Here is a 25,479-nt window from a genome sequence, read left to right on the forward strand (position 1 = left end):
TCAGAACCCTCCGAACGCGCCGGCAAGAAGAATGATGGCGACCAGCGCGAGGAACGGAATGACGACCGCAGTCACAAAGATATCGAAGTAGCTGTCCTTGTGAGTCAGTTTCGCGATCGCGAGAACCGTGATGACGGCCCCGTTATGGGGCAGCGCGTCCAAGGCGCCGGAAGAGACCGAAGTCACACGGTGCATGGCCTCCAACGAGGTGCCCGAGCTGTCCGCCATGGTACGGAAAGTGTCGCCGAGCGCGTCCAGCGCTATGCTCATCCCGCCCGAGGCGGACCCCGTCATGGCCGACAGGGTCGTGACCGACATCGCAACCGAAACCAGCGGGTTTCCCCCGCTGGCAGACATCAGGGCTTCGGTTACCAGGGCGAAAGCGGGCAGGGCGGCGACCACACCACCGAAACCCACCAGGCTGGCCGTGTTAAAGATCGGCAGCACTGACGCATCCGCCCCCTTGTTGAGCGTTTCGCGCAGGTCCCGGTATTGCCGCCAGTCCACCGCAATCAAGAACAGGATGGATGTGGTCAGCGCAACCACGATTGCCCAGACACCACCCACGGCTTCGACCGAGGTTTCCCCAAAAAGTGGCTTGGCCAGATAGTCGGTGTCGAGATGGGGAAGCAGAAAGGACACGAAGAGCAGGTTCACCGCCACCACGATCACGATGGGCGCCGTGGCGAGGATGATCCCCGGTGGGGTCAGGTCAGGATCGGCGGGGTCAATCTCGTTTACATCAAACCCTTCGTTTGACGTTTGCGCCCGCATGATGCTGTCAGGCTCGGGCACGGCGTCCTCGTGGGCGCCGTATCCTTCTGCGCTTGTTCTCGCCGACCGCTCGCGGAAATTGAGCCAGGCAATACCCAGGCCGAACATGATGATCGCGGCGAAGATGCCCAACCCGGGCGCGGCAAAGGCAGTGGTGCCGAAGTACGGCATCGGAATGGCATTCTGGATGGCGGGCGTGCCCGGCATCGCTGACATGGTGAAAGTGAATGCCCCCAAGGCGATCGCGCCTGGAATCAACCGTTTGGGCACGTCCGCATCACGAAACAACGCTGCGGCGATGGGAAAGATGGCAAAGGCCACCACGAAAAGCGACACCCCGCCATACGTCAGAACCGCACAGCAGATGACCACGGACAGGATCGCGTTGCCCTTGCCAAGCTTTGCGACGATCCATCGCGCAATCGCGTTTGCGGACCCGCTGTCGTCCATGAGCTTGCCGAAGATGGCCCCCAGAAAGAACAGGGGAAAGAAGGCAAAGATGAAGTCGGCCGCGTTCATCATGAAAACCTGGGTATAGGCCGCGATGGGCGGTAACCCACCGGTCAGGATCGCCGCAAGCAAGGCCATCAAAGGCGCCAGGATGAGCAACGTGATGCCTTTGAAGGCAAGGTACATCAGAAGGATCAGGGGCAGCAGGATGCCCAGCAATTCGTAACTCACAACGGCAGCTTTCGTTTGGTCCCCGGTTCAAGGTGCGCCGGTTCAAGGCTTTCTTCCCACAGCGGCTGTGGCGTCCATGTCGATTGTACGCCGATATGGGCGGCATTCTCGTCCAGCCAATCCGACGCAGCCTTGTGCCCAATGTCGAACAGGTGGCGCAGAAACGCCTCCTCGGCGTTCAGCTTGCTGGATGCGCCAAGGCCACAGAGATCGCGTTCGGCGCCGATGACGTGAAGTCGCGAATCCCTGTAGGCCTCGCGGTCGAGGTTCTCATGGTGGATGATCTCCCATAGGAAACCGAGCGCCCGCAGCTCTTTGACAAGGCTGCTGTTGAACGTGATTTCGTTGAGTCGGTTGTCAATCTCGGCGGCCGTCGTAGGAATCTCGTCCCGCTCGAACGGATTGATTTGGACAAGAATGACGTCGCGGGCCGTGGTTTCGTCAATGAGGGGAAAAAGCGGCGGGTTGCCCATGTATCCGCCATCCCAATAGGCTTCGCCGTCGATCTCCACAGCCTTGAACAGTTTTGGAAGGCAGGCCGATGCCATGACCGTGTCGACGCTGATGTCCGGTTGCCGAAAAATCTTGGGGCGCCCGGTCCGCACATTCGTTGCGCACAAGAAAAGCTTGATGTCCTCGGATCCGTTGACTAGGTCGAAGTCAAAGCACTTTGCCACGATGTCCCGCAGCGGGTTCACGTTGGCCGGGTTCAGTTGATAGGGCGAAAGCAACCGCCCGAAAATCTCGGAAGCAAGATAGGTCGGAGAATAGTCCAGCGACCAGCGACCCAAAAACCTGTCCAGCGGACCGCGTCGGATCGGGCTGAGCCGTGCAGCCCGGCTTACGTCCATCCAGTATTTCTCAAGCAGTTCCTGCGCGCGCGGGTTTCCACCCTCGAGGAGCCCTTGAACCAAAGCGACGGCATTCATCGCCCCGGCGCTGGTCCCCGAGACGCCCTGGATGTCAAGCCAGTCCTCTTCCAGAAGCCTGCTCAGCACGCCCCAGGTAAAGGCCCCGTGGGAACCGCCGCCCTGCAACGCGATGTCTACCTTCACCGCAGCCCTTTGTTCACTTGCCATGGTTTGTATCTCTGATTTCTGCGCTGTGGACGCGGCAATGCCGCCAGTATCGTTGCGATGATTGCTGTGCCTGGAGCTTTCATTGAACGGGTAGAATAGGTGACAAGGCTACAGGATGGGATGAAAAAAAGATCTGGCGGCCTGGCAGTCTGGCGCCAAAACAGCCGGGAAAGTGCTTGAATGCCCGAAAGCGCGGCATCTGGCAACGCTCTGGCAAGGGCCAGTCCGCTGTCGGTGAAAAACCTCGGACTTGCCCGAACCGGGTTTGCTTTATGGGATCGCTTACCTCAGAAACGGTACCAAGCATCGCGGTCAAACCTTCTCTGGTGTCGCCATAGGTGCCGGTAAGGGTAAACTCCATGTTGTTTCCGATCTGCTTGTAGATGCCAAACCGACCGGCCCATTCCTCATGCTCCATACCGATGTTGAAGTTCAGGTTGGGGCCACCCGGAATGGGAATGGTTCCGGCCATCTGGCTGTCGAGCTTGAGCCAGTCGGCACCGATCATCACGCGCAGGCGATGCCGCGGAAAATAGTATCCGATCTGGGGCGCAATCAAGTGTGATGTCGCTTTTGTGCCGGCTTCTTCGGTTGTTGTGGTCAACACTGTTCCGGTGACCGAGGCGAAGTAGTTGCGCCAGCCCCCCGCGAGCGTTGCGCCGCCACCGACCACAGTGGAATTGATGTCGATTTGTTCTTCGATGATTGGAGGCAGCCCAACCAGCTGACCAAGACCGGTCGTCCGGATCTTCAGGCTTCCGGTGGCTTCCAGCTTGCCAAAAAGGCCCATTAGGTTCAGGAATGGAAACGGAAACCAGTCGATCCGGACTTGGGGTGATTTCGCGTGGATGTCGATGCCTGACCCGTTGGGGTTGAAGATTGCCTCGATCGGCTCGCGTATCCCATTGATTTCAAAGCTTGAGAAAGTGAACCTTGTTGTGATGTCGTTGTACATCACGCTGACGCCGAACGGCTTGGGAAACTCGTAGCCGGCCGCCCTGGCCTGCCTGCCGAAGATCGGGAATGTCCGGTCAATGTTCACCCGCACCGGATTGTTGAACGAGGCGAGGTCCACGCGTCTCAGAGCTGCGGCACTTTTGGGTGTTACGTCGTTTCCGTCCTCATCGACATAGCTGATCGCAGTTGTCCGAACCGTCGTGACAAACTGCCCGCCATTTGGCACCAGGCCGAGGAACAAATCTCTTGCCACGATCACGTTGACCGAATCCTGGATAACATCTGTTTCGTTCTTCGCCCGAGAGAAACGGACATCCAGCGTGTAGTCTGACACGCGGGTGCCGTCGTGCAGGAAGGTGCGGCCTTCATCTAGCGTCAGAACAATCCGGGTTACGCGGTCGCCATCCACCCAGATCCGCCCCTGTAGGAAGCGGATCCACGCGATGTCTTGCGCCAGCGCAAACGGGCTGTAGCGAAACGTGTAGACGGCGGTTGACCCGTTGGAGGATTCCAGCCGGACGCTTTCAGGGTCGTATGACAGATCCAGCGATCTGATTTCGTGCTGAAGCCGCATCCTGGCTTCCAGGACACTGCGAAACCGGCGGGTCGAGGCGGTCGTCGGGGTCGGCTTGTCGAACTTCAGGACCAGATCGATCCCCGACGGGGTTCTGGGATCGAATTCAATCAACACGCGATCGCTAAGGGTTTCTTCCGCGGTACGGATCTCGATTTCGGCAAACCGGGTATAGCGCAGATCCGTTGACAATTCGGAAACCATAAGTTCCAGTGTCTTGGGATCGATCCCGCGGTCGGTTAGAGGATCGGCATTCGCGATCGCGGCGACACCGATGGCAAAGACCACAAGTGCTACGTTCGAGATCCAGCGCTTCAACATAGGAGTTGTCCTGGTTGTGTGTGCATTTGAAGGACGGGGTCGAACGGATCGCACATCGTTTGAAAGCCGATTGTCACTGCTATCGACGTCCTCTGGTTCAACGGGTTCCGACCGGGTTCTAGGGTCAAAAAACTCATGCCTTGGAAGAGAGACCTTTCCTCAACTGCAAGTATTGCTAAGGGACAAAACCTTGTCGCAAAAGTCCTGGGCCATTTTGGCTCACTTCGATTTGGACAAATCAAAGCCACCACCCATTATCAAAGCGCGTGCGAGGTCAAATCAGGGCGACAGTTTTAAGTAAACCAGTGCTGTGCACCGGGTTCTTGAGAGGTGGTTCAATTGCCAAACTACGATCAGAAGGGGGCCGTGGAGCACTTTCCCGATGGCGGAGTGCAATGCGCCGGCTCGGCTGGGACAGACGCCACGCACATGGTTGACGGCCCGATCGGCGCCTAGGTTCGGACGACGCATTCAGGAGCGGGGAAAGTGCAGGATCTACCATTCTGGAAAGCGGTTCTGATCACGCTTGGTGTTTTGGTCGCGGCCGGAAGCTATTTTTTTGTCACGTCGTTGTTTGGTCTCAAAAATCCCTGGATCGCCTTTGTTGCGGTCACCGTCTGGAGCGCCACCGGCATGAAATTGGATCAGGCGCCCGGGATCTTCGTCGGCGGTGCGGTTGGGCTTCTGATCTCCTGGTCGATTGCGGAGTTTCCTGCGCTTTTCGGCGATATCGCGGTGATCGTCCCGCTGATTGCAATCATTCTGGCCATTGCGTGCAAGATCAAGGACATGCTGCCGCTGGTCTGCAATTTCGGGCTTTTCGCCTTCCTGACCATCGGCACGGCGCCAGTCCTGTTGGAGCAGGACATGCATCTGATCTACCTGAGGGATCTGGCATTCGGCGCAGTTTGCTTCTGGTTGTTGCCATGGTTGGTCGTACGGCTGCGACCTGACCCCGCGGGACCGGAACGTTGAGGCTGCAACCACGTGAGGTCGGTCACGGGTAGTTTTCGATCGGCACGGAAAACATGGAGGATTTGAAAAATGGGACGCTGTAATAGCCGGGTGGCCTTTGTAACGGGCGCGAGCCGGGGGATCGGCAAGGCAATCGCCATGCGGCTGGCCTCGGAAGGGGCATCGGTGGTCTTGAACGCACCCGTGATGGGGGAAGAAGACGGCCTGCCGGGAACGCTCGAATCCGCCGTGGCGGATATCGAGGCAATGGGCGGCAAGGCGGCCGCGATTGCGTGCGACCTGGCGGACCCCGAGGCGCGTGCCGGGTTGATGGATCGGGCAAGCGCCTTCTTCGGACCCATCGACATTCTGGTGAACAACGCCGCCTACGGAATCATGAAGTCGCTCACCGAGATCGAAAACAGCGAGATGACCTTCATGTTCGAATTGAACGTCATCGCCCCGGTGGACCTTGCCCGGCAATGTCTGCCGGAAATGAAGAAGCGGGGGGCGGGGTGGATCCTGAACATCGGAAGCGGTTCGGCCCGGGTCGATGAACTTCCTGGTCGGGCGGGCATTCCAATCGAGGCGACGTATTCCATGGGCGGTTACGGAACGACCAAGGCCGCGCTGGACCGCGCGACTTTGGCCCTTGCCCGCGAGCTTCAACCACATGGCATTTTCGTCAATTCGATGCGCCCGACGGCCATCGTTCTGACCTCGGGGGCCGGCTTTACCCGGATGATCGCGAAGACCAATCCCGACATGCTGGAACCGGTCGAGGTGATGTCCGAAGGCGCGCTGGAGCTGTGCACGGGAAGGCATGCGGGTCGGGTGATCGCGAGCCGCGAAATCATCTTCTACGTCGGCGGCAAGGTTCACAGCCTGGACGGGAAGAAGGTCATCGGCGATGCCTTCTTGTTGGGCGACCCTGAAGGCACCACCGACTGACTACCGGCATTGATGATTCCGCTCCCGTAGCAAACTTGCGGCTTCGGGACCTGCGGGCGGGCGGCAGTCTTGGTTGCTCATGCCCCGGAAAACACCGGCGGCGTCAAAAGATGCCGTTCTCTGCTTTCTTGATGACGGGCCACCACACGTGGTTCTCCAACATCTCGAAGTTAGCCGCTTCGGGGCCGAACCCTTGTTTGAACACCTTGAGCAGTTCCTTGTTCAGGTGGACCCCGCCGTGAACGTAATCGGCGATCGCCCGATGAAAGCTGGAGTTGAACGCAACCTGCATCTGGTTGATCTGCACACCGTGCTCGGTCCGCTCAATCGCGTTTCCCGCGTCCAGAAGGTCCAGCTGACGGCGGACAGATGTCTGGGGCATGTTGGTGTAGGTGGCCAGCGCCCGGGTGCTCCATGGCTGACGATGCACCAACAAGGCCTGGTGAACGCGTTGCAGGGGTTCGGTGTAGTTGAACCAGTCGAACGTGATTTTCCACCTTCGCCAGAGGCGCAGCTGGTCACGTTCGTCGTCGGTGTAGTCAAGTTCCATCCGGAGCATTCCAAGCTGAAGCAGAGCGATACGCAAATAAGTGATTGCCGAAACATCAAATGTCAAACTGGCATAGCGAGTTCGGGGATCAAGCTGGCGCGCCGGCAGGAGAAATTTTGGTGAGATGCGAATACGAAAGCCCCCCGCATGGCACTCTCAGGCCAGTCTTGGACAGCTGCATGCTGTCATCTTTGACAGCAGGTGGCGAGTAAGGATCAAGAGCAGTTCAGTTGTTGACCCAATGCCGGCCCGATACTGGTATCTGCTGCGGCCGACGGATGTCAGTCTTGCCGACGCGCAGCCGATGGCTGGTTGAACATCACTGCAAAAGGCATGCAGGGACAGCATTCCATGGATATTTTCCGAACCCCTGTCCTTGTTCGGTCGTGCCGAATGGCCTACACGGTCAGGACTGCTTTTCCAGCCACGGCAGGATGGTGTCCGTGTGCCGGTCGGCCAATCCTCCCTCGGTCCGGAGAATGAAACTGGCCGCGATGCCATTTCGTTGTGCAAACTCGAACCCTTCGTCCGGCCCCATTACCATCAAGGCCGTCGAAAGCGCATCCGCGGTCATTGCTTGGCGATCGACAACGGTGACAGAGGCCAGAGTATGCGCGACTGGCCGCGCGGTGCGGGGATCAATGACGTGGCTGTAGTTTCGTTCCGCCACCGTGAAGAAGTCGCGATAGTCCCCAGATGTCGCTACCGCCTGATCCTGCAACTGAAGCACACGGTGAACCTTTCTTTCCGCCGGCTCGGGGCGTTCGATCCCGACACGCCACCCGGACTTGTCAGGCTTCTGCCCCTTGGCCCGCAGCTCGCCACCTATGTCGATGAGATAGCCGGGAACTTCCAGCGCATCCAGCATGGCCGCAAGCCGGTCCACCGCAAACCCCTTGGCAATACCGTTGAGGTCGATGGCAAGATCGGCGGTAGTCTTCCAGCAGCTGCCGTCCTTCAAGTGCAGCCCATCCATGCCGACGACACCCACCGTTTTCGAGACCTGGCGTGCACTGGGTACCTTGTGTGATCCACCAAGGGGGCCAAAACCCCAAAGGTTCACCAAGGGGCCGATCGTCGGATCGAAGGCGCCTTCGGTAAGGTCACGGATACGTCGTGCTTCTTCGACGACCTTGCAGGTGAGGTCCGAGAATGCCACCGGCGAGTTGGGCGCCGCGTCGTTGAACAATGAAACCTCGGAGTTCGCTTTGTAGGTGGACATAAGCCGGTCGACTTCGGCCAAGGTTCCAAGCACGTTCAGTTGAAGACCGTCGTCGAAGCCGAGGCCTTGGGGAAACACGATCCGGTAGTACGTGCCCATCACTCTGCCGGACAAGCTGTCCAACCCGGCTTCCTTGGCCCAAGCCGGGTAGGCGGAGCCGAGAGTCACGCCGTAAAGAACCCCGGCGGTTCCTGCTAGAAACGTCCGTCTGCTCATCATGTTATGTGCTCCGCTTTGGTGTGGTCGAACTGGGCCAATTCTAATGCTCAAGCTTCACCGGCTGAATGTCGGCTGCCACGCCGAGGCCTAGGCTGAACGGGAACGAGACATGGTGAAAGCGCGTCGTCACGTTGTCGTCATGCACTGCGAAACTGATCGTATAGGCGTTTCCGTCGCGCAGGATCTTGTCGTCCTGCGGGTGGCCGGTATCCAACGGGCGCGTCCAGGTCACGGTCCATTCTCCGTCTTTCCAAACGCCTTCCGAGCGGGCGTTGTCGGCGGCTGAACCGGTGGCGTCTTCGCGGCTGAGCAGCCGGCCCGGCAAGACATCGTCTGTCATCCAACCATGGCTTGCGTCATAGGGTTTGGCGTTTTCTTCCCGAATGATCGCAAAGGGTTTCGACAGGTCGCCCACGCTGTCCGTCGTCAGCGACAGAAGACCCGTCACCCCCTCATCGAACATGTAGATGGGGGTCATTGTCGACCGGTCGACATTCCAGCTGAACGGGCCTTTTCCTTCATCAAACAACCGGTATTCCAGAACATACCCGTCGTCTGACATGCCGACCGCATTGCTTCGCGCACCACGCCACTGCATCAGATCCAGAAAACCGCCGTCATTCTTGATTTGGGCGATTTCATCCGCCGACTTGGTCTGGTCCCAGCTCGAACCGTCATCGGTGCGGCTGGAGGGCAGGTACTTCCTTACGTCCCCGACATTCAGAACCGCGCCAAGCAGGTCATGACCGCGCACCTGTTCCGCTGTTGGGCGTTCCGGCATGTCGCGCTGGCCAAGATGACAGGTCAGCCAGCAACCCTGCTCCTGGTAGAGCGGCACCGTTCCGTCATCGATGATCATCGCGATCCGGTCTTCGTAGAGCGGTGGGGTGTCGCCGTTGCGCACCCGGTCGCTGGAACGCGGTCCGCCATAGAATTCCCACGCCTCGCCGTTGAAGCGCATGTAGTCATGCATCTGCCCGGGGCGATCCGCGTTGGTTTTCCACTGAAAACGCCAATACAGGTTTTCGGCGTCATAGGCGGCCTGAACGGCAAGGTCGATCACCCCGTTCTTGCCGTCGATGGGGTTCGGCTCGAGCCGTCCGCCGCCAACGATGCCGTCGCCAAGTGTCGCCTCGGCGTCTGTGTGGCAAGCCGAGCAGGGCTGCCCCTGCGCCACCATGAGGGCGCCGACGCCGTGTTCTTCGCTGCGAAGCCATTGCGAGCTTGAAACCCCGGGATAGAACAGCTTAATCGTCGTGGTGGGTATGTTCGACCAATCGTCCGGCGGGGCGGCAGATATCGACGCCGGCACGGCAAGGCTCCCTGCCGCCAAGACGGCTGATCCGATAATTCCTGTAACTCTACTCATGAAACATCTCCCTGACACGTTCTGCCGACGCACCCGATCGGGCGGGTCGCTTGTTGGGTGATGGCCGCAAACGGTTCGCCGCCATCAGCGCAGATCACTTTGACGCCAGCCATTCCGCGACCGCCGACAGATCCGCGTCGCTTCCAGTCCAGGCAAGCGGATGAGGCGGCCCTGCGCGCAGATAGGCCTCGATGTTGGCCGCATCGCGGCGGCCGCCGATGCCATCGATCTCTAGCCCCATCATCGTCGCTGTGATGTCCTCGCTGCTGACGGAATGACACTGGCTGCAGTTTGCGTCGATAAAGGCCTGCTTTCCGTCAACCGATGGCATGGCGTCATTGCTCGTGGTTTCCGCCGCGGCCACGCGGGTCAGCCGGTCCTGAACCCTGCGGTCGGCGGCATGGGCGATTGCCGGCGGCAGCGAGCCGACAATGTCGTCGCCACGGATCGGGGCAGGGGCGTCCGGCAGGGTCGGGTTGATCGTCGGGACCAGCTCGATACCGTGCCGGGCCGCGACTTCGACCAACAGCGCCTGACCATCCTGGGCCATGTCGACAGCTTGATCGAGGACGCGCAGGGCTTCTCCGGGGCTGTGTGCACCTGTCGAATTGGACGCACCGATCCAGTCCCAACGCATGCTGGCGCGCCGGTGATAGTCGAGCACCAGTGACAGTTCTTCGCTGATTGCGCCTTCGCGCTCGGCTGCGTCCGCAATCTGCGAGAAGGGTTCCAGTCCGGCGAGGGTTTCGCGAACCGTCGCGACGTCTTCGATCAGGGCAAGCACCGCCTTTTCAGCCGTCAGATAGGCCGCGATCACGTCCACCTGAATGTCATAGACCCGCTGATACATCTCGTCGGCGGTCATGCTGTTGTGGCAGCTCAGGCAGTTTTCGATCTTCTTCAGCGGTGAACCCATCGTGTGATCGGTCACCTGTCGCCCGTTCCACTCGGTTTTCGGCATGTGGCAGTCGACGCATCCGATCATGCTGGAATGAACCCCGCTCGACACCACTTCGAATTCCGGGTGCTGCATCTTGAGCATCGGGGCCTTGGTTACCGCGTGGGTCCAGTCCTGCGCAAGCACGCCGGATTCGCGCGCGGTGTCATAGTATTCCTCGACCATCTCGAAGCGCAGGGGCTGATCCTTTGGCCACTCGGTCCAGGGATAGGTCAGGATCGCGTCCTGACCCTGAAAGTAGTATTCGACGTGGCATTGCGCGCACACATAGTCGCGCATCTCCCGCGGCGAACCTTTGAGCCCGCTCGCCGGGTCTTCTTCGTAGCCGCGCATCACCATGGCGTCGATGAATGCCTGCCTGTTCACGCGCAGACTCATGTCAGACGGGTTGTGGCAATCGTTGCAGGAACTGCCCAGTTGAGCGCCCTCGACACCATGCCCGTATTCACCGCGAAGTTTTTCGATCGTATCCCAATAGGGTGTGCGGTTGAACTCGGCCCAACCCATCTCTTCGGTGAGTATGGGGGACCAGCCGCTGTGGCAGTTCATGCATGCGCCGGGCTGGCCGTTGAAGGCGGGAAGACCATGAGCATTGAGATATTCCTTGTCGTTGCGCTTGGTCTCCATCTGGTCGATCTGCGTATAGTAGTGACCGCGATCTTCGTTGAAATCGACGGCAAAGGCATAGCCTGCCCAAAGAGCCTGCTTGCCCGGATAGCGGATCAGCTTGCTGTACGGGTAGTTGCCGCCAAAGGGGGTTGGATTGTCCATCTCTTTGGTGGTCATGTACATTTCAACGTAGTCCGGCCATTCCTCGGCCCAGGCTTCAATCCGGGGATCGTCCCCATCGGGTGAGGCAAAAACAATCGCCGCGGAAAGCGCCGAGGCAATGCCGGCTGCGGCGATCAAATCTGGTCTCGGCGTCTTCCAATCCATCAAATCTCCTCCCTTTGAACTGCAAAACTGCATTCAGTGGCTTTCTTCCACGGCTTCCGTACACCCGGCATTTGCGCGGATATCCGACGCTTGATCACAGATCATGCGGGTCGTGGCATGTTGCGCATTGCAGCGTTTCGATCTGTATCCCGTTGTTTTCGAAGTCTTCGTGCTTCGAATTTGTCAGCCCGTGACAACTTGCACAAAGGGCTCTTTGCCCTGCCAGCTCTGCCAACGGGTTCTCGGTCGCGTGAACCTCGTGACAGGTCGAGCAGGTCATGCCGCTGACATCATGAGAGCTGCCCAACCAACCTATGCCCAGGCGCCCCCCGGACGTGTTGGCGTGGCAACCCAGGCAGGTGTCGAACTGGCCCTCCTTGGGCCGCCCGGCATAGCTGAAATCGTTGAGAGGCGGGAACCCGACACCCCCCCGGGCACTTGAAACATGAAGGCTGCCCGGGCCGTGGCAGGACTCGCACCCCTGTTGACCATAGGGCGCATGGGGATTGTCCGCGTCCCCGTGCGGTGTCTCGGCCATAAGCGTCATCTCCCGGCCGCCGTGACAGGTCAGGCATGCCTCCGGCCCGCCGTCGGTGTGTTTTGCCTCCGGCAGGTTCCGAAGGCTTTGAGCCTGTGTTCCGTCCAGCCAGACACCCACCGAAAGGATGCTGACCACCGCAAACATCACGGCCGCCATCGGGCTTCGGACCGAGTTGAATTTCGAGATTTTGCGCCAGAATTTCATGCGTCACCCATCAACTCGACCACTGCCAGCGATCCGTCAATGCGGCGATGATGTCCCGCCGGCTGATCACGCCGACCAGATCGCCACCGGCAACGACCGGATAAAGCCGGTGCGGAAGGTGAAGCAGGCTGCGGGTGGCGCTGATCAGGCCTTCGTCCGGGCCCACGGTCTTGACATCGCTTGCCATAAAATCGCCGACGAGCCCCGCAAGTTCTGAATGGTAGGTGGCCTGCAGAACGCCCCTTATGCAGTCCCGGTCGCTGAGGATGCCGGTAAGCGCGCCCCTGTCGTCGACTACTGGCGCATTGGATATGTCGTGCGCGTGCATTAGGTGCAGAGCTCGCAAAATCTCTGTGTCCGGTTTGACCGAGATGACGGTCCGGGTCATGTAGTCGCGCACACGCATGATCAGCCCCTTTCCTCGTCGGTTCCTGAAGCCGACGCCGACTTGTTCGGACAATCCTTGCGGCAACGCTGGCACCCGCCGGGGGTGCAGCTGGTTGGCAGCTCACCGTTTCGAAGCACCTGGATGCCAACCAAGATCAGCATGCTGATGAAGAACAGGATGAATGTGGCCAGCAGGACTTCCATTCGATTACCCTCCGAAATCGTCCAGCATGATGTTCTCGGCGTCCACGCCTTGCGAGTCGAGCATGTCGATCACCGCTTCGTTCATGACCGGCGGGCCGCACATGTAGTACTCGCAGTCCTCGGGCTCGGGATGCTTAGACAGATACTCCTGATAGAGCACTTCGTGGACGAACCCCGTCAGCCCGGTCCAGTTGTCCTCGGGCAGCGGTTCGGACAGCACAAGATGCCACGAGAAGTTGTCATGTTCGCGGGCCAACTTGTCGAACATTTCGACGTAGAACGCCTCGCGCAGGCTGCGCGCGCCGTACCAGAAACTGATCTTCCGCTTTGTCTTCAGCGTGCGCAACTGGTGCAGAATGTGGGACCGCATCGGCGCCATGCCCGCCCCACCACCGATGAAGACCATCTCGGCGTCCGTCTCTTTTGCAAAGAACTCGCCATAGGGGCCGGATACGACAACCTTGTCCCCGGGCTTGCAGCCGAAGATGTAGGACGAGACGATTCCCGGTGGCGCGTCCGGCGCCTGTGGCGGCGGTGTCGCGATGCGGACGTTCAGGATGATGATGTCGTCTTCGGCAGGGTAGTTCGCCATCGAATAGGCGCGCAGCGTCGACTCGGTCACATTCGATTTCAGGTCGAGAAGCTTGTATTTTTCCCAGTCTTCCCTGTATTCGCCCGGAATATCGATCTGCCTGAAATCAAGGGAGTAGGGAGATGTTTCGATCTGGACGTAACCGCCGGCCCGGAAGTCGATCTTCTCACCTTTGGGCAGTTCAAGGACGAACTCCTTGATGAAGGTCGCCAGGTTCTCGTTCGAGCGAACCGTGCAGGTCCAGCGGTTCACCCCAAAGACGTCGTCGGGCACCTCGATCTTCATGTCGTTGTCGACGCTGACCTGACAGGCGAGGCGCAAACCGGTTGCAGCCTCCTTCTTGTTGATGAAGGACTTTTCGGTTGCCAGCAATTCGCCGCCGCCCTCGAGCACCCGCACCTTGCATTGGCCACACGTGCCGCCGCCGCCGCATGCAGACGCGAGAAACAGGTTGCTGTCGCCCAGGGCGACCAACAGCTTGCCCCCCGGATCCATCTTGATGTCACGGCTGTCGTTGATGTTCACCGTAATCTGGCCCTGGGGAACAAGGCGCGACCGGGCAAGGAGCACAAGGACCCCGAGGCTCGACACGATGACCATGAACAGCAGGACGGAGACGATGATTTCGGTGCCGGCCATCTTACAACTCAATCCCTGAAATGCCCAGGAACGCCAGCGACATGATCCCAACGGTGATGAAGGTCAGCCCCAATCCTTCAAGACCTTCGGGCGCTTCGCTATAGCGCATCTTCTCGCGCAGCCCGGCAAGCGCGACGATCGCGATCGCCCAGCCTGTTCCGACGCCGAACCCGTAGACCGTGCTTTCGACGAACGTGTAGTCGCGCTGCACCATGAACAGCGATGCCCCCAGGATCGCGCAGTTGACCGTCAGCAGTGGCAGGAAAATCCCCAGTGACGCATAAAGGGGCGGCGCGAACTTCTTCAGGACCATCTCGAGGATCTGGACCATGGCCGCGATGACGCTTATGTAGCTGATCAGTCCCAGATAGCTCATGTCCAGCTCGGGCAGCCCTGCCCAAGACAGCGCACCGGGTTTCAGGAACAGGCTGTAGATGAGGTTGTTGAGGGGGACGCTGATCGTCTCGACCACGACAACGGCGATCCCGAGACCGATGGTCGTGCGCACTTCCTTGGATACCGCCAGAAAAGTGCACATGCCTAAGAAGAACGAAAGCGCAAGGTTCTCGATCAGAACCGCACGAAGAAAGATGTCGAAGAGGTTGGTCATGATACGTGCCTCCTCGCGTGTTCGGGAAGCTGCTCGGGCCGGACCTTGGTTTCGTCGAACTCCGGGGCTTCCCTTTGCTCGCGTTTCCACGTCCGCAATCCCCAGATCAGGAAGCCGATGATGAAGAAGGCGCTTGGCGGCAACAGCATGAGCTGGTTGGGGACGAACAGGCCGCCATCTGCAGCCACCGGCCAGATCGTGACCCCAAGCAGTGTGCCGGCACCGAACAGCTCGCGGATGGTGCCCACGACGACCAGCACGGCGGTGTAGCCCAATCCGTTGCCGATGCCGTCAAGCACGCTCATGCCGACAGAGTTCTTGGCGGCAAAGGCTTCGGCGCGGCCAAGGACAATGCAGTTGGTGACGATGAGGCCGATGAAGACCGAAAGCGTTCGGGCCGCATCCGGCGCGTAGGCCTTCAATACCTGATCCACCACGACGACCCCGGTGGCGATGACGGTCATCTGAATGATGATCCTCAGGTTGCTTGGGATGAAGTGGCGCAGCGCCGAGATCACACCGTTCGAGAAGGTGCAAACCGCCGTCAGCGACACCCCCATGATCAGAGACGTGTAGAGCGAGTTGGTGATCGCAAGGGCCGAGCAGACACCGAGAACCTGAAGCAGAACCGGATTGTTTTCAAAGACCGGGTCCAAGAGTGTCGACCGAACCGTCATTCTCTGATCTCCCACATCGAACGCTTCATCGTTTTGGCGCGCCCACGCCGATTTGTTTCAGAAATGGCCCGTACCCGTGCGGGCCAAACCAGTAATCGGCCAAATTCGTCACGCCGGTCCCGGTTATCGTGGCACCGGTCAAGCCGTCGACTTCGTAGGCTGCTGCCGCAGAAGACGGGCTGACGACGCCACCGGCCACACGGAACCGTACCTCGCCGTTCGGGCCGTACATCTTCCGGCCCTGCCATTGGTCCTGCCAGTCCGGGTCCTCGATCTGGTCACCCAGCCCGGCGGTCTCCGCCTGTTCGTAGAAGCTGACTGCTGCAATGGTGTTCAGGTCATCTTCCAAGGCGATGAAGCCATAAATGGTGGACCACATCCCCTGACCGCTGATCGGGAAGATGATCCGGCTCAGGGTTTGATCCTGCCAGACGAGATAGACCACCTCGTGGTTGGGGCGGCGTCCCAACCGTGCGGTGTCTGCTTCGGCCGGAATGGCAGTGCTGCGGTCGGGATCGTTCACGGCGGACCGCGCATCGATGTCACCGGGCTCCAAATCCGAAGCGAACTCGCCCGTATCCAAGTCCACCACCCGCGCGTCAAGTTGTGCAACCACCTCGAGGATCGTGTCGTCATCTGCGCCGGGCGCCACGAGCCCGGTCAGCGACACAACGTTCCTGTACCTCTGCACGGCCTCGTTGCGTTCCTGAATGGGGCGCAACGTGATCGTCGAAACGCTGACGAGGATCGAACAGACCAGCGCGACGCCGACCAGGACCAAAAGGGATCGCAACGCATCGCGGTTCATGGTTCCCGCTCCAGCCGGGCCTGGCGCCGCTTGATGTTGCGCTCGACAACAAAGTGATCACACAGAGGGGCGAAAGTGCTCGCAAGCAGGATGGCGAAAATGACCCCCTCGAAGTAGGCGGGGTTGGTCAGGCGGACAATGATGGTCACGACGCCCATCAGGAAACCAAAGGCCCACCGCCCCGGACGTGTCGTGGCCGCGGCGGTCGGGTCCGTGGCAAGGAACACCGTACCAAAAGCCCAACCGCCCAGAACCACGTGCCAATACCACGGCGTCTGCAATGCGGCCTGATCTGCGGGCGCGATCAAGGCGATAAGGACAACCGAAATGATCAGCCCGGCCAGCGATCCGGCCATGATCCGCCACGAGGCCGAGCCGGTTGCAAGGAGGTACACGGCACCAAGCAGGCACCCCAGAACGGAGGTAACGCCGAACGGTCCGGGCTGGTTGCCCACGAACAACAGCCACCAGCTGTAGTCGACCGCGGTCAGGGCAGGCACGCCGCCTTCGAGGATGGCCAGTTCGAGGGTCGTCGGTTCCTGGTAGCCCGGAAGCGGAATCCAGACATCTGGCCCGTGCAGGACGCTGGAGTAGGAAAAAAACAGGATGCAAACCCCAAGGATCACCGGGCTGACAAGATACCGCCCGGTTCCGCCGAAAACCGCCTTCCCGACGATCATTGCGGCGGTCATCCCGTAGACGACCTGAAAGAATGTGACCGTTGGAGGCAAAATCAGGGCAAATATCCAGGCGATGCAGAGGACGCCTTCGTCCAGCGGGCGCCCGCGGCGGGCTGCGAACACGATCTCCCAGAATGCGCCGACGATCAGGGCGGTCAGGAATACAGGAAGGAAATAGAGGAACCCGTGAAGCCAGTTCGACACCAGGCTCTCGGGGTCGATCGACAGGCCGATCCCTTCGATCAGTGCTGCCCGCCACCCCGGCAAGTTGTCGATGCCGGCTATGTGCATTCCCACGGCGATTTGTTCACCGAGATTCCACATTCCGATCAGCCAGCAGGGCAGCGTGGCTATTATGAAGCGGTTTAGCAGTCGGTCGATACTGTTGGCATCCCGCACATGCGGTGCCGAAACCGTAGGGATCGTCCAACGCCACACCAACCGAAGGCGCAGCTCGTCGATCAGGTCGACCGTTTCCCGACTTGACCCGGCCCGTGCGTTGCCGCCTGTGTTTGATTTCGGTTCCGCCATCCCGATCAACCGTCCCTTTCGATCGCTTCGAGGTTGTGGCGCAGCACCGCGGCATAGTCGTTCTTGCCCGGGCAGATGAAGGAGCACAGAGCCAGGTCTTCTTCGTCCATCTCCAAGGCGCCCAAAGACTGCGCCTGGTCAGTATCCCGGATGAGCAGGGCCTTCAGAAGCGGCGCGACCAGCACATCCATGGGGATCACTCTTTCAAACGCGTCGATGGGCACCATGGCTGTTGCGCGGCCATTCTGGTCGGTGGTGAACCGAGGGGTGGAAAGGAACCCGGACAGGAAATTCCCGAACGAGAACCGGTTCTTGCTCGGTTCCGCCCACGGCCGCCAGCGACTGGGGCGCATCTGCGGAACAGCCGAAACCTGCAGGTGGTATCTTCCAAGGTAGGCTTCGGCGCCGCGTGCGTGGCGGCCGCTCAGAACGCAACCGGAAACGAGCCGGGCCGCATCGTTGCCCGGGTCTTCGGGGGCCAACTCTGCTGCCGTCAGCTCGATGACGTCCGCGCCAAGCCGGGTGCGCACCAAACGGGGCCTGCTGAAGCCGGTTCCGCCAAGCGCGACCACGCGTTCGGTCCAGATCACGCCCTCGCCAATCAGCTTTCCGATCGCGATGACATCCTGGTATCCGATGTGCCAGACCTCGGGTTCGGGGCCGACCGGGTCCAGACTGTGAATGTGGGTTCCCGGCAGTCCGGAAGGGTGCGGCCCGTCGAACACGACATGCCGAACTGACGCCGCGGTCCCGGTCGGACCGGACCATCCGGGACCGGTGCAAAGATAGACGTTTCCCGAGGCGAGTTTGGCAAGCTGGTCGAGCCCCAACGCGAAAGCACCAGCGTGTTCGGCAACCACGACCTGTGGGTCTGCGGACAGCGGGCGCGTATCGCAGGCGGTCACGAAGATCGACCGGGGCACCGCGTCGGACGCGGGAATGCGGCTGAACGGGCGGGTGCGGAACGCAACCCAAAGACCTGTCTTCAGCAACCGCGCCCGCAGCGTGTCGGGCGATGCATCGCTTCCGGTTTCATTGCGGGTGTCGGCGCCCGGGTCGCCGGCCCCGTCGACCGCGATGACGAAGGATTTGAGGGCGCGCCTTTCACCACGGTGGATGTTGGTAACGACACCGCTCGCCGGTGCGGTGAACTGGATCGACGGGTCTCTCTTCTGCTGGAAAAGCGGTTGGCCCAACACGACCCGATCTCCTTCCGAGACCAGCTTTTTCGGCTCCAAACCGTTGTAATCCGCCCCGAGAATGGCAACCGAGTGAACTTCTGGCCCATCTTCGATCAACTGCAGAGGCGCCCCGCCGATCGGCAAATCCAGGCCCTTCGTGCTTTTCACGTGATGTGGCAGCGTTCTTCTCCCCGCGCCCGATACTCAAGCCGGGCTGCAAAACTGACAATGCAGCGGGTAGTCACGCCGCGATACATCAAGGCTGTTCTTCAGTTCAATTAACTGGCTCCGGTCTTCTGCCGGAGTTCCTGAAAAGCGTATTTTTGGTGACGATACCGGTCAATGTGCGGGCGAGCCGATTTGGCTCGGGTGTTTGTCCAGCAGGAAAGAACGTTAAGGATGGGGTCCGAAAACGACGACTAGCAGGTTGGCCGGCTATGGCCGCCGTCCCTGAATCGGGCTCTTGCTCACTCAACATGACAAGTCCAGGCCGCCCGTTTCCTAGATGGTGCGAGAGTGCCCACAGGTCGCCGAGCGGATCTCGTCGCAGGGGGCAGGCATCGGTCCCGGAGGATGCAGTACATGATCTACCAGTTGATACTTGGTTCCTTCATCACCCTTGCATCGCTGATCTGTGGTGTCCTGGTTTGGTGGGCGATGAACAGGCTGATAGCGGCGATGGAGCCATGGCTGAGGCGCCCGACCTTTCCTGCCAAGCCATTGCTTGCCATCATGTTGATCATTCTTTCGGCCATGACGATGGTCACGTTGGGCGTATGGCTCTGGGCCTTCGTATTCACTTGGGCGGACGTGTTTGGAACGCTTGAAGAGGCCTTTTACTATTCGTTGATTGCATACACGACGCTTGGACTGGGCGATGTGCTTGTCCCGACTGAATACCGACTGTTAGGCGGGATGACGGGTGCAAACGGCTTCCTGATGTTCGGGCTGATGACCGCGGCTTTGACCGACTCCTTGCGATACGTTAGGGACCTCGAACTCTGACGGCCGTTTCGCCGCATTGCCGGTCCGGGAACCGCCAATGAGCCATTTTGGCTCGCCTCCGAGTTGACCGGTGTTCTCGCTGAAAAATACGTTTCACGCACTGGATCATCGCCAGCCCGACCGCAGACAAGGAAATCGGCATGCCAAAGCTACCGGCTTCTTGCGACTTGGCGGATGGTTCGCACGAGTTCGCAGCAAGCGGGTGGGCGCAATTCGATCGGCCTCCGAGGGCCCGGAACTGCCGCGCTGATCGGTGCCAGAAGAACGAAACCGACAGTGTCCGGGCAAGATGGCGCCAATGTCGAAGAATGAAGGGATCTGCATGCAACAGGCGAGCTTTTCGGCGTGGCGCGGGTTCATGGCTCAGATCATGGTCTTTGCGGCGATCTGGTCGGTGCTAGCAGGTGGGGATCTGGCTTCATGTCTGATAGGTGCCCCGCTTGTCCTGTTCGTTGTGGTCGCGAACCATCGGCTTGGACGGCTGAATGGCCGTTGCGCGCGCTTGTCCGGGGTCCTTCGGTTCCTTCCCTATTTTCTGATCGGGTCTTTTCGCGGCGGTCTTGCAACCGCTACGCTGGTGCTGTTTCGAGGACGGGAAGTCCAACCCGCGATGGTCGAGTATCAGACCACCTTGCCCCCCGGGAGGGCGACGGCATTGTTCGTCGGGACGATAGGGTTGCTTCCGGGGACACTGACGGCGGATCTGAACGGACGTCTTTTGCATATCCATGTGCTGGACGGCAGCATGCCGGTCACTTCGGAGCTTCGAGAACTGGAAAGGCGGATAGCCGCCATTTTTCTGCAGGAGACGGGGTGAGGAAATGGGTTCGTTGTTGCTGCTGATTGCCCTGTTGCTTTTGCTGTTCCTGCTTGCTGGAATGTATCGGGTGTTTCGCGGTCCGAGCGATGCAGACCGGATGATGGCGGCGCAGCTGTTCGGCACGACAGCGGTTGCGGTATTGCTGGTGACCAGTTTCGCGACCGGGTTGCCCGCCTTGATAGACGCCGCGCTGGTCATGGCTCTGCTTGCTGCGATCACCACCATCGCCTTCGTGCGCGGCGAGACAAGCGGCGGAGCGACCGATGACAACTAGTTCGATGCTGGCGCTGCCCCTGCTTCTGATCGGGGTCTGTTTCTTTTTCGCCGGAACGGTGGGGATGCTTCGATTGCCGGACATCTTCACGCGGCTGCACGCGCTGACCAAAGCGGACAACGTCGGATTGGGGTTCATCGTCGCGGGGCTGGCGGTGATGTCCGGGCAGTTTCTGATTGCTCTGAAACTGGTGCTGATATGGGGCCTGGTGCTGGTGAGCGCAGCAACGACCGCCCATCTGATTGCCCAGTCAGCGGTTCGCAAGGGGGCGAAACCATGGAAGCGTTGAACTTGAGTTTCGACCTCGTTCTGGCGATGGCGTTGATCTGGTTGGCATGGAGAACACTTGCCAGCCACGAGATGTTCACCGCTATCGTGCTGTTCATCGCCTTCGGTCTGCTTGTTGCACTTGCATGGGTGCGGCTCGACGCACCGGACGTTGCCTTGGCAGAGGCATCCATCAGTGCCGGTTTGACGGGCGTTCTTCTGCTTGCAGCCTGGCGGCGCCTGCGCAGTCCGCCGCAGCAGGATGGGGGGCAGAACAATGAATGACGACACATCCCCCGTGGTGCGCCTGTTGATCGGCGCGTTGGCGGCCGCGATCTCTTGGGGACTGGCGATTTCGCTGATGCGTCTCCCCGTGGGGAACAGCGAGCTTGCGGACCGTGTGATGGAAGGATTGCCCGACAGCGGTGCCAGCCATCCGGTAACGGCGGTGCTGCTGAACTTCCGGAGCTACGATACCTTCCTCGAAACCTGTGTCTTGTTTCTGGCCGTTGTCAGCATGTGGTCACTTGGTCCGGCGCGTGCAGATCCCGCGACGCTGGTTTCCACGGGCCCGGTCCTGGGCGAGGCCGGTAAGATCCTGCAGCCCATGTGCCTGTTGACGGCGGGCTACCTGCTCTGGGTCGGCGCGACAGCGCCCGGCGGGGCATTCCAAGCCGGGGCGATCCTTGCGGCAGGTGGCGTTCTGGCCCTGCTGATGGGGTGGCAGCCCGGTGCCCGGATGCGGCCCTGGCTCGAGGTCGGGTTGACGATGGGGGTCGGCGCGTTCCTTTGCTTGGCGACCATCAGCCTGTTGTCTTCGGGCACCCTTCTGTTTCTGAACCCGGAACTGGCGAAGGGTGTGATCCTTGCGATCGAACTGGCTGCAACCATCTCGATCGGGCTTTCGTTGGCCGCGATCTCGTTGGGTGGCTCGCCAATCTACAAATTGCGAGACAAGGGGCAATGATGCCGACCCTGGCACCTTACATCGTCGCCGGCGCGATGCTTGTGGGTCTGGGCCTCTTCGGTCTTTTCACAGATCGCAAACTGCTTCGGCAAATCATCGCCCTAAACATCATCAATGCCGGCGTGTTCCTGCTGCTGATCGCATCATCCGGAGAAAGCAGCGCCTCCGTCGCTGATCCGGTTCCCCGCGCGATGGTGCTTACAGGTGTTGTCGTCGCGGTCAGTGCAACGGCGCTGGCGCTTGCCTTGGCGACCCGCCTGCATCAGGTGACGGGTGAAACGCGCCTGTCGGTCGGCACGGACGACGAGGCCGGGACATAGCAATGCCGGGACCAACCGAACCTGCATGGATCGCTTGGGTGATGCTGCTTCCCTTTGCAGCGGCAACCGCCTCGTTTTTGACATGGCGCCTAGGGGCGAAAATCGGTCTCTCCGCGGCCTTCATCAATGCCATCGTCTCGGTGACGCTTGTCGTTCAGGTCCGGGGCGGAGGGACCGTCACGCATCACGTGGCCGGTTGGGGAACGCCACTAGGTATCGAACTGAGGGCAGATGGGCTTGCTTGCCTGATGCTCATCCTGACGGCAACTGTCGGGATGGCTGTCAGTGTGTATGCGTCCGGCTATTTCCCCGCCGAAAGCAGGCAGCAACGGTTTTTCTGGCCCCTTTGGCTGCTGCTTCTGGGAGGGCTGAACGCACTTTTCCTGTCTGCCGACGTGTTCAACTTGTACGTCACCCTAGAGATCGTCGGCCTTGCCGCCGTCGCGCTGGCGTCATTGCCGGGCACGGCGGCCGCGCTGAACGCGGCGATGCGCTATCTGCTGGTCAGCCTGCTGGGCTCGCTGTTCTACCTGCTTGGGGTGTCGCTTCTCTATGCCGAACACCAGCTGCTGGACCTGGTCGCGCTTGGCAGCGTGATGGAACCGGGCGCGATCACCTGGTTGGCCTTAGCATTGATGACGGCGGGACTGCTCATGAAGGCGGCGGTCTTCCCGTTGCACTTCTGGCTTCCACCCGCGCACGCCAATGCACCCGCACCGGTCAGTGCCATTCTGTCAGCCTTGGTGGTCAAGGCTTCGTTCTACCTGCTGCTGCGATTGTGGTTCGAGCTCTTCGCGCCGGCGGTGACAGGCACTGCCTTGCATTGGATTGGTGCATTGGGGGCAGCCGCAATACTGTGGGGGTCATTGTTGGCCTGCTATCAGCGCAGGCTGAAGCTTCTTGTCGCCTATTCGACGGTTGCCCAACTCGGTTACCTTTTTGTCGCCTTTCCGCTTGTCACCGCGACAGAGGGCATTGGATACGGCGGCGCGGTTTACTTTGCGCTGTCGCACGGGTTCGCCAAGGCCGCGATGTTCTTCAGCGCCGGCACGATGTTGCATGCGGCAGGTCATGACCGGATCGACGACCTGAGTGAAATCGCACCGCACATGCCGGTATCGATGCTTGCCTTCGGGTTGTCCGGCCTCAGCTTGATGGGCCTGCCGCCCAGTGGCGGGTTCATTGCCAAGTGGATGCTTCTTGAAGCGACGCTGCAAAGCGGATTGTGGTGGTTGACTGCAACGATCCTGATCGGTGGTCTGCTTGCGGGCGTCTACGTCTATCGCGTCGTGTCATGTGCGTTTGCACCAGGGACCGCCCGTAGCTTTGCGCCGACACTGCGCCGGCTGGAGTGGTCTGCGCTGGTCCTTGCGGTGATCGCCTGCCTCCTGGGCCTTACACCCAACGCTCCGCTTGCCTTGGTGAGCGAAGGACCAGACCTGTCCGCACAGCTGTTCGGGGGGGCTGGGTCATGAGGTGGCGCAGGCAACCAGGGGGCAGCCGATGACCCAGCTTGCCCCCGTATCGGTCCATTCTGCAATTCTGCTTGCTGTGCCGTTGCTGCCGCTTTTGCTTGCCGCCGGGCTTGCGCTGCCGGCCTGTCGCGGGCTTTGCCTAAGACTGGCCGCCTCGGCCGCGCTTCCGGCGCTTGCCTCGGCATTCCTGGTGCCATTGGGCACTACCGTCAGCGTTCCCGTGCTGCTCGATGGCGCACGTTTTGGCATGGACCAGACCAGCCAAACCTTCCTTTTGTTCACCAGCTTGCTGTGGCTGTTGGCAGGCCTGTTCGGATCACGTTACCTGGCCGACGATCCCCGGCGCGGGCGGTTCACAGCTTTCTACCTGACAGCGATGTCTGGAAGCCTTGGCCTCAACATCTGCCTGGACCCAGCCAGCTTCTTTGTCCTGTTCGCGGTGATGGGGGTCAGCTCGTTCGGGCTTGTTGTCCACGATGGCAGCGCCGAGGCCCGGCGCGCCGCGCGGGTCTACATCGCGCTCGCCATTCTGGGCGAGACCCTTCTTTTCGTTGCGGTCATCAAGATCACGGGCGCCGGCTTCACGGAACTGCCTTACCGCGATCCGGCGGCTTCGAACCTTGTGATCGCACTTGTGCTGGTCAGTTTCGGGATAAAGGCGGGTGCCTTGCCCTTACATTTCTGGTTGCCGCTGGCACATCCCGCGGCGCCGATACCCGCCAGCGCCGTTCTCAGCGGCGCGATGATCAAGGCGGGATTGCTGGGGTGGTTGCGGTTCCTGCCGATCGGAGCGGTTGCCGCGCCGCACTGGGGGATTGCGGTTGTCATCGCCGGTTTGGCCGCGGCGTTCTACGGCGCCCTGGTCGGTTCGACCAAGGACAACCCCAAGGCCGTTCTGGCCTATTCGAGCATTTCGCAGTTGGGGCTGATCACCATTCCTATCGGTATCGCGCTGGCCGTTCCGGACGCTGCGCCGATGGCGATCGTGGCGGCGCTTTTGTATGCCGTCCACCACGGTCTTGCCAAAGGGACCCTGTTTCTGGGCGTCGGCATGGCGCATCATGCCGGCAGATGGCGTGGCCCGGTTTTCCTGACCTTGCTGTTGCCCGCCGCGGCCTTGTCGGGGTTGCCCCTGACCAGTGGTGCCGTGGCAAAAACGGCCCTCAAAGGGGCAGCTGTAGTGTCCTCGTGGTACGTTTGGCTTGGTCCGCTCATGTCGCTTGCCGCAGTGGGCACAACGGTTCTGATGGCGCGCTATCTGGTCAATCTGCAAGTATCTTTGAAGAAAGACCATACCCCAAAGCCGGGGCTGTGGGTGCCTTGGGTAGCTCTACAATTGGCCGCGGGATCCCTGATCTGGCTGTTGCCACTGGCCGGTGAAGCCAGAGTCGAGACGCTGTCGCCTGGAAAGGTATGGCCGTCAGTCTGGCCGCCCATTCTGGGCGTGCTCTTGTCGGTGATACTCTGGAACCTTTTGTGGCGCCACGTTTCATCCCCGGAAGGAGGACAGCCGCGCGACATCCTGCGCGCGTTCGAAGCCTTTCTGTGGTGCTCTGGCGCTGCGCTTGCCCGGGTGCTGCATCAAGGCGAACTGCGACTGCGGGACTGGCCCATTGCCGGGGTTGTGTTTCTTCTGACCATCGCCGTGCTTTTTCTGTCCTTGGCGTTCCGTTCGGACGTGCCCGCCGCTTTCTGAACGTCATTTGCAGATACCGCCGCGCAAGTCCGCCCGCCGCAGTTCTTGCACCGTTC

General features: G+C 60.5%; 27 protein-coding genes. 11 read left to right on the forward strand and 16 right to left on the reverse strand.

The window, feature by feature from the left end; translation table 11 throughout:
• The 3 genes from K3752_RS05200 to K3752_RS05210 form a co-directional block, all read right to left on the reverse strand.
• The gene (locus K3752_RS05200; RefSeq protein WP_260065358.1) at positions 1-1,455 is read right to left on the reverse strand and encodes a GntP family permease; all 1,455 of its coding nucleotides are present in this window, start codon (positions 1,453-1,455) and stop codon (positions 1-3) included.
• Entirely contained in the window at positions 1,452-2,534 is a 1,083-nt protein-coding gene (locus K3752_RS05205) for a patatin-like phospholipase family protein (RefSeq protein ID WP_170368202.1), read from the reverse strand. The genes K3752_RS05200 and K3752_RS05205 overlap by 4 nt, the downstream gene beginning before the upstream one ends.
• Positions 2,535-2,613: 79 nt before the next feature.
• Positions 2,614-4,353, reverse strand: a complete 1,740-nt coding sequence (locus K3752_RS05210; protein ID WP_170340469.1) for a hypothetical protein — start codon at positions 4,351-4,353, stop codon at positions 2,614-2,616.
• Positions 4,354-4,872: 519 nt separating this feature from the next.
• Between K3752_RS05210 and K3752_RS05215 the strand changes: the two genes are divergently transcribed.
• Both K3752_RS05215 and K3752_RS05220 read left to right on the forward strand, forming a co-directional pair.
• Complete coding sequence (locus tag K3752_RS05215; protein ID WP_170368204.1) at positions 4,873-5,361, forward strand: hypothetical protein; 489 nt, start codon at positions 4,873-4,875, stop codon at positions 5,359-5,361.
• Positions 5,362-5,430: 69 nt separating this feature from the next.
• The gene (locus K3752_RS05220) at positions 5,431-6,291 is read left to right on the forward strand and encodes an SDR family NAD(P)-dependent oxidoreductase (protein WP_170340473.1); all 861 of its coding nucleotides are present in this window, start codon (positions 5,431-5,433) and stop codon (positions 6,289-6,291) included.
• Between the two features lie 103 nt (positions 6,292-6,394).
• Here K3752_RS05220 and K3752_RS05225 read toward each other — a convergent pair whose 3' ends face one another.
• The 13 genes from K3752_RS05225 to K3752_RS05285 form a co-directional block, all read right to left on the reverse strand.
• On the reverse strand, positions 6,395-6,841 hold the full coding sequence (locus K3752_RS05225) for a hypothetical protein (protein ID WP_260065360.1): 447 nt from the start codon (positions 6,839-6,841) through the stop codon (positions 6,395-6,397).
• Between the two features lie 406 nt (positions 6,842-7,247).
• Positions 7,248-8,279, reverse strand: coding sequence for an FAD:protein FMN transferase (locus K3752_RS05230; protein WP_260065361.1), 1,032 nt, complete (start codon positions 8,277-8,279; stop codon positions 7,248-7,250).
• A gap of 43 nt (positions 8,280-8,322) precedes the next feature.
• Positions 8,323-9,651, reverse strand: coding sequence for an ethylbenzene dehydrogenase-related protein (locus tag K3752_RS05235; RefSeq protein ID WP_170340479.1), 1,329 nt, complete (start codon positions 9,649-9,651; stop codon positions 8,323-8,325).
• 94 nt (positions 9,652-9,745) lie between these two features.
• Positions 9,746-11,545, reverse strand: coding sequence for an ammonia-forming cytochrome c nitrite reductase subunit c552 (locus tag K3752_RS05240; RefSeq protein WP_260065364.1), 1,800 nt, complete (start codon positions 11,543-11,545; stop codon positions 9,746-9,748).
• 94 nt (positions 11,546-11,639) lie between these two features.
• On the reverse strand, positions 11,640-12,290 hold the full coding sequence (locus tag K3752_RS05245; protein ID WP_260065366.1) for a cytochrome c3 family protein: 651 nt from the start codon (positions 12,288-12,290) through the stop codon (positions 11,640-11,642).
• A 10-nt stretch (positions 12,291-12,300) separates the two neighbouring features.
• A complete protein-coding gene (locus K3752_RS05250; protein WP_170340485.1) occupies positions 12,301-12,696 on the reverse strand; it encodes a CBS domain-containing protein in 396 nt (131 codons plus the stop codon).
• Between the two features lie 2 nt (positions 12,697-12,698).
• On the reverse strand, positions 12,699-12,881 hold the full coding sequence (locus tag K3752_RS05255) for a hypothetical protein (protein ID WP_260065368.1): 183 nt from the start codon (positions 12,879-12,881) through the stop codon (positions 12,699-12,701).
• 4 nt (positions 12,882-12,885) lie between these two features.
• The gene (nqrF, locus tag K3752_RS05260; protein WP_170340487.1) at positions 12,886-14,112 is read right to left on the reverse strand and encodes an NADH:ubiquinone reductase (Na(+)-transporting) subunit F; all 1,227 of its coding nucleotides are present in this window, start codon (positions 14,110-14,112) and stop codon (positions 12,886-12,888) included.
• Position 14,113: 1 nt separating this feature from the next.
• Positions 14,114-14,722 carry an NADH:ubiquinone reductase (Na(+)-transporting) subunit E gene (gene nqrE / locus K3752_RS05265; RefSeq protein WP_170340489.1) on the reverse strand — a complete coding sequence of 203 codons (609 nt, stop codon included), beginning with the start codon at positions 14,720-14,722 and terminating at the stop codon, positions 14,114-14,116.
• Positions 14,719-15,399: an NADH:ubiquinone reductase (Na(+)-transporting) subunit D gene (locus K3752_RS05270; protein ID WP_170340491.1), complete on the reverse strand. Its 681-nt coding sequence runs from the start codon at positions 15,397-15,399 to the stop codon at positions 14,719-14,721. The genes nqrE and K3752_RS05270 overlap by 4 nt, the downstream gene beginning before the upstream one ends.
• Positions 15,400-15,424: 25 nt before the next feature.
• A complete protein-coding gene (locus K3752_RS05275) occupies positions 15,425-16,207 on the reverse strand; it encodes a Na(+)-translocating NADH-quinone reductase subunit C (protein ID WP_170340493.1) in 783 nt (260 codons plus the stop codon).
• Positions 16,204-17,418, reverse strand: a complete 1,215-nt coding sequence (locus tag K3752_RS05280; protein WP_170340495.1) for an RnfABCDGE type electron transport complex subunit D — start codon at positions 17,416-17,418, stop codon at positions 16,204-16,206. The genes K3752_RS05275 and K3752_RS05280 overlap by 4 nt, the downstream gene beginning before the upstream one ends.
• Positions 17,419-17,423: 5 nt before the next feature.
• Positions 17,424-18,767 (reverse strand): Na(+)-translocating NADH-quinone reductase subunit A, encoded by a 1,344-nt coding sequence (locus tag K3752_RS05285; protein WP_170404241.1) that lies wholly within the window; start codon positions 18,765-18,767, stop codon positions 17,424-17,426.
• A 414-nt stretch (positions 18,768-19,181) separates the two neighbouring features.
• On the opposite strand from K3752_RS05285, the gene K3752_RS05290 reads away from it, so the two are divergent.
• From K3752_RS05290 to K3752_RS05330, 9 genes are all read left to right on the forward strand, one after another.
• Positions 19,182-19,604 (forward strand): ion channel, encoded by a 423-nt coding sequence (locus K3752_RS05290; protein WP_260065374.1) that lies wholly within the window; start codon positions 19,182-19,184, stop codon positions 19,602-19,604.
• Positions 19,605-19,902: 298 nt separating this feature from the next.
• Positions 19,903-20,421, forward strand: a complete 519-nt coding sequence (locus K3752_RS05295) for a Na+/H+ antiporter subunit E (RefSeq protein WP_170368208.1) — start codon at positions 19,903-19,905, stop codon at positions 20,419-20,421.
• Between the two features lie 4 nt (positions 20,422-20,425).
• Complete coding sequence (locus tag K3752_RS05300) at positions 20,426-20,698, forward strand: monovalent cation/H+ antiporter complex subunit F (protein ID WP_170340502.1); 273 nt, start codon at positions 20,426-20,428, stop codon at positions 20,696-20,698.
• On the forward strand, positions 20,688-20,987 hold the full coding sequence (mnhG, locus tag K3752_RS05305; protein ID WP_170340504.1) for a monovalent cation/H(+) antiporter subunit G: 300 nt from the start codon (positions 20,688-20,690) through the stop codon (positions 20,985-20,987). Before K3752_RS05300 ends, mnhG begins: the two co-directional genes overlap by 11 nt.
• Positions 20,975-21,250, forward strand: a complete 276-nt coding sequence (locus K3752_RS05310) for a DUF4040 domain-containing protein (protein WP_170340506.1) — start codon at positions 20,975-20,977, stop codon at positions 21,248-21,250. Before mnhG ends, K3752_RS05310 begins: the two co-directional genes overlap by 13 nt.
• A complete protein-coding gene (locus tag K3752_RS05315; RefSeq protein ID WP_170340508.1) occupies positions 21,243-21,932 on the forward strand; it encodes an MnhB domain-containing protein in 690 nt (229 codons plus the stop codon). The genes K3752_RS05310 and K3752_RS05315 overlap by 8 nt, the downstream gene beginning before the upstream one ends.
• On the forward strand, positions 21,929-22,252 hold the full coding sequence (locus tag K3752_RS05320; protein WP_170340509.1) for an NADH-quinone oxidoreductase subunit K: 324 nt from the start codon (positions 21,929-21,931) through the stop codon (positions 22,250-22,252). Before K3752_RS05315 ends, K3752_RS05320 begins: the two co-directional genes overlap by 4 nt.
• A 2-nt stretch (positions 22,253-22,254) precedes the next feature.
• Entirely contained in the window at positions 22,255-23,727 is a 1,473-nt protein-coding gene (locus K3752_RS05325; protein ID WP_170462272.1) for a complex I subunit 5 family protein, read from the forward strand.
• A 28-nt stretch (positions 23,728-23,755) separates the two neighbouring features.
• Positions 23,756-25,423 carry a complex I subunit 5 family protein gene (locus K3752_RS05330; RefSeq protein ID WP_260065379.1) on the forward strand — a complete coding sequence of 556 codons (1,668 nt, stop codon included), beginning with the start codon at positions 23,756-23,758 and terminating at the stop codon, positions 25,421-25,423.
• The last annotated feature ends 56 nt before the right edge of the window (positions 25,424-25,479 follow it).

The organism is Ruegeria sp. B32, from assembly GCF_025141855.1.
Taxonomy (GTDB): Bacteria; Pseudomonadota; Alphaproteobacteria; order Rhodobacterales; family Rhodobacteraceae; genus Ruegeria; species Ruegeria arenilitoris.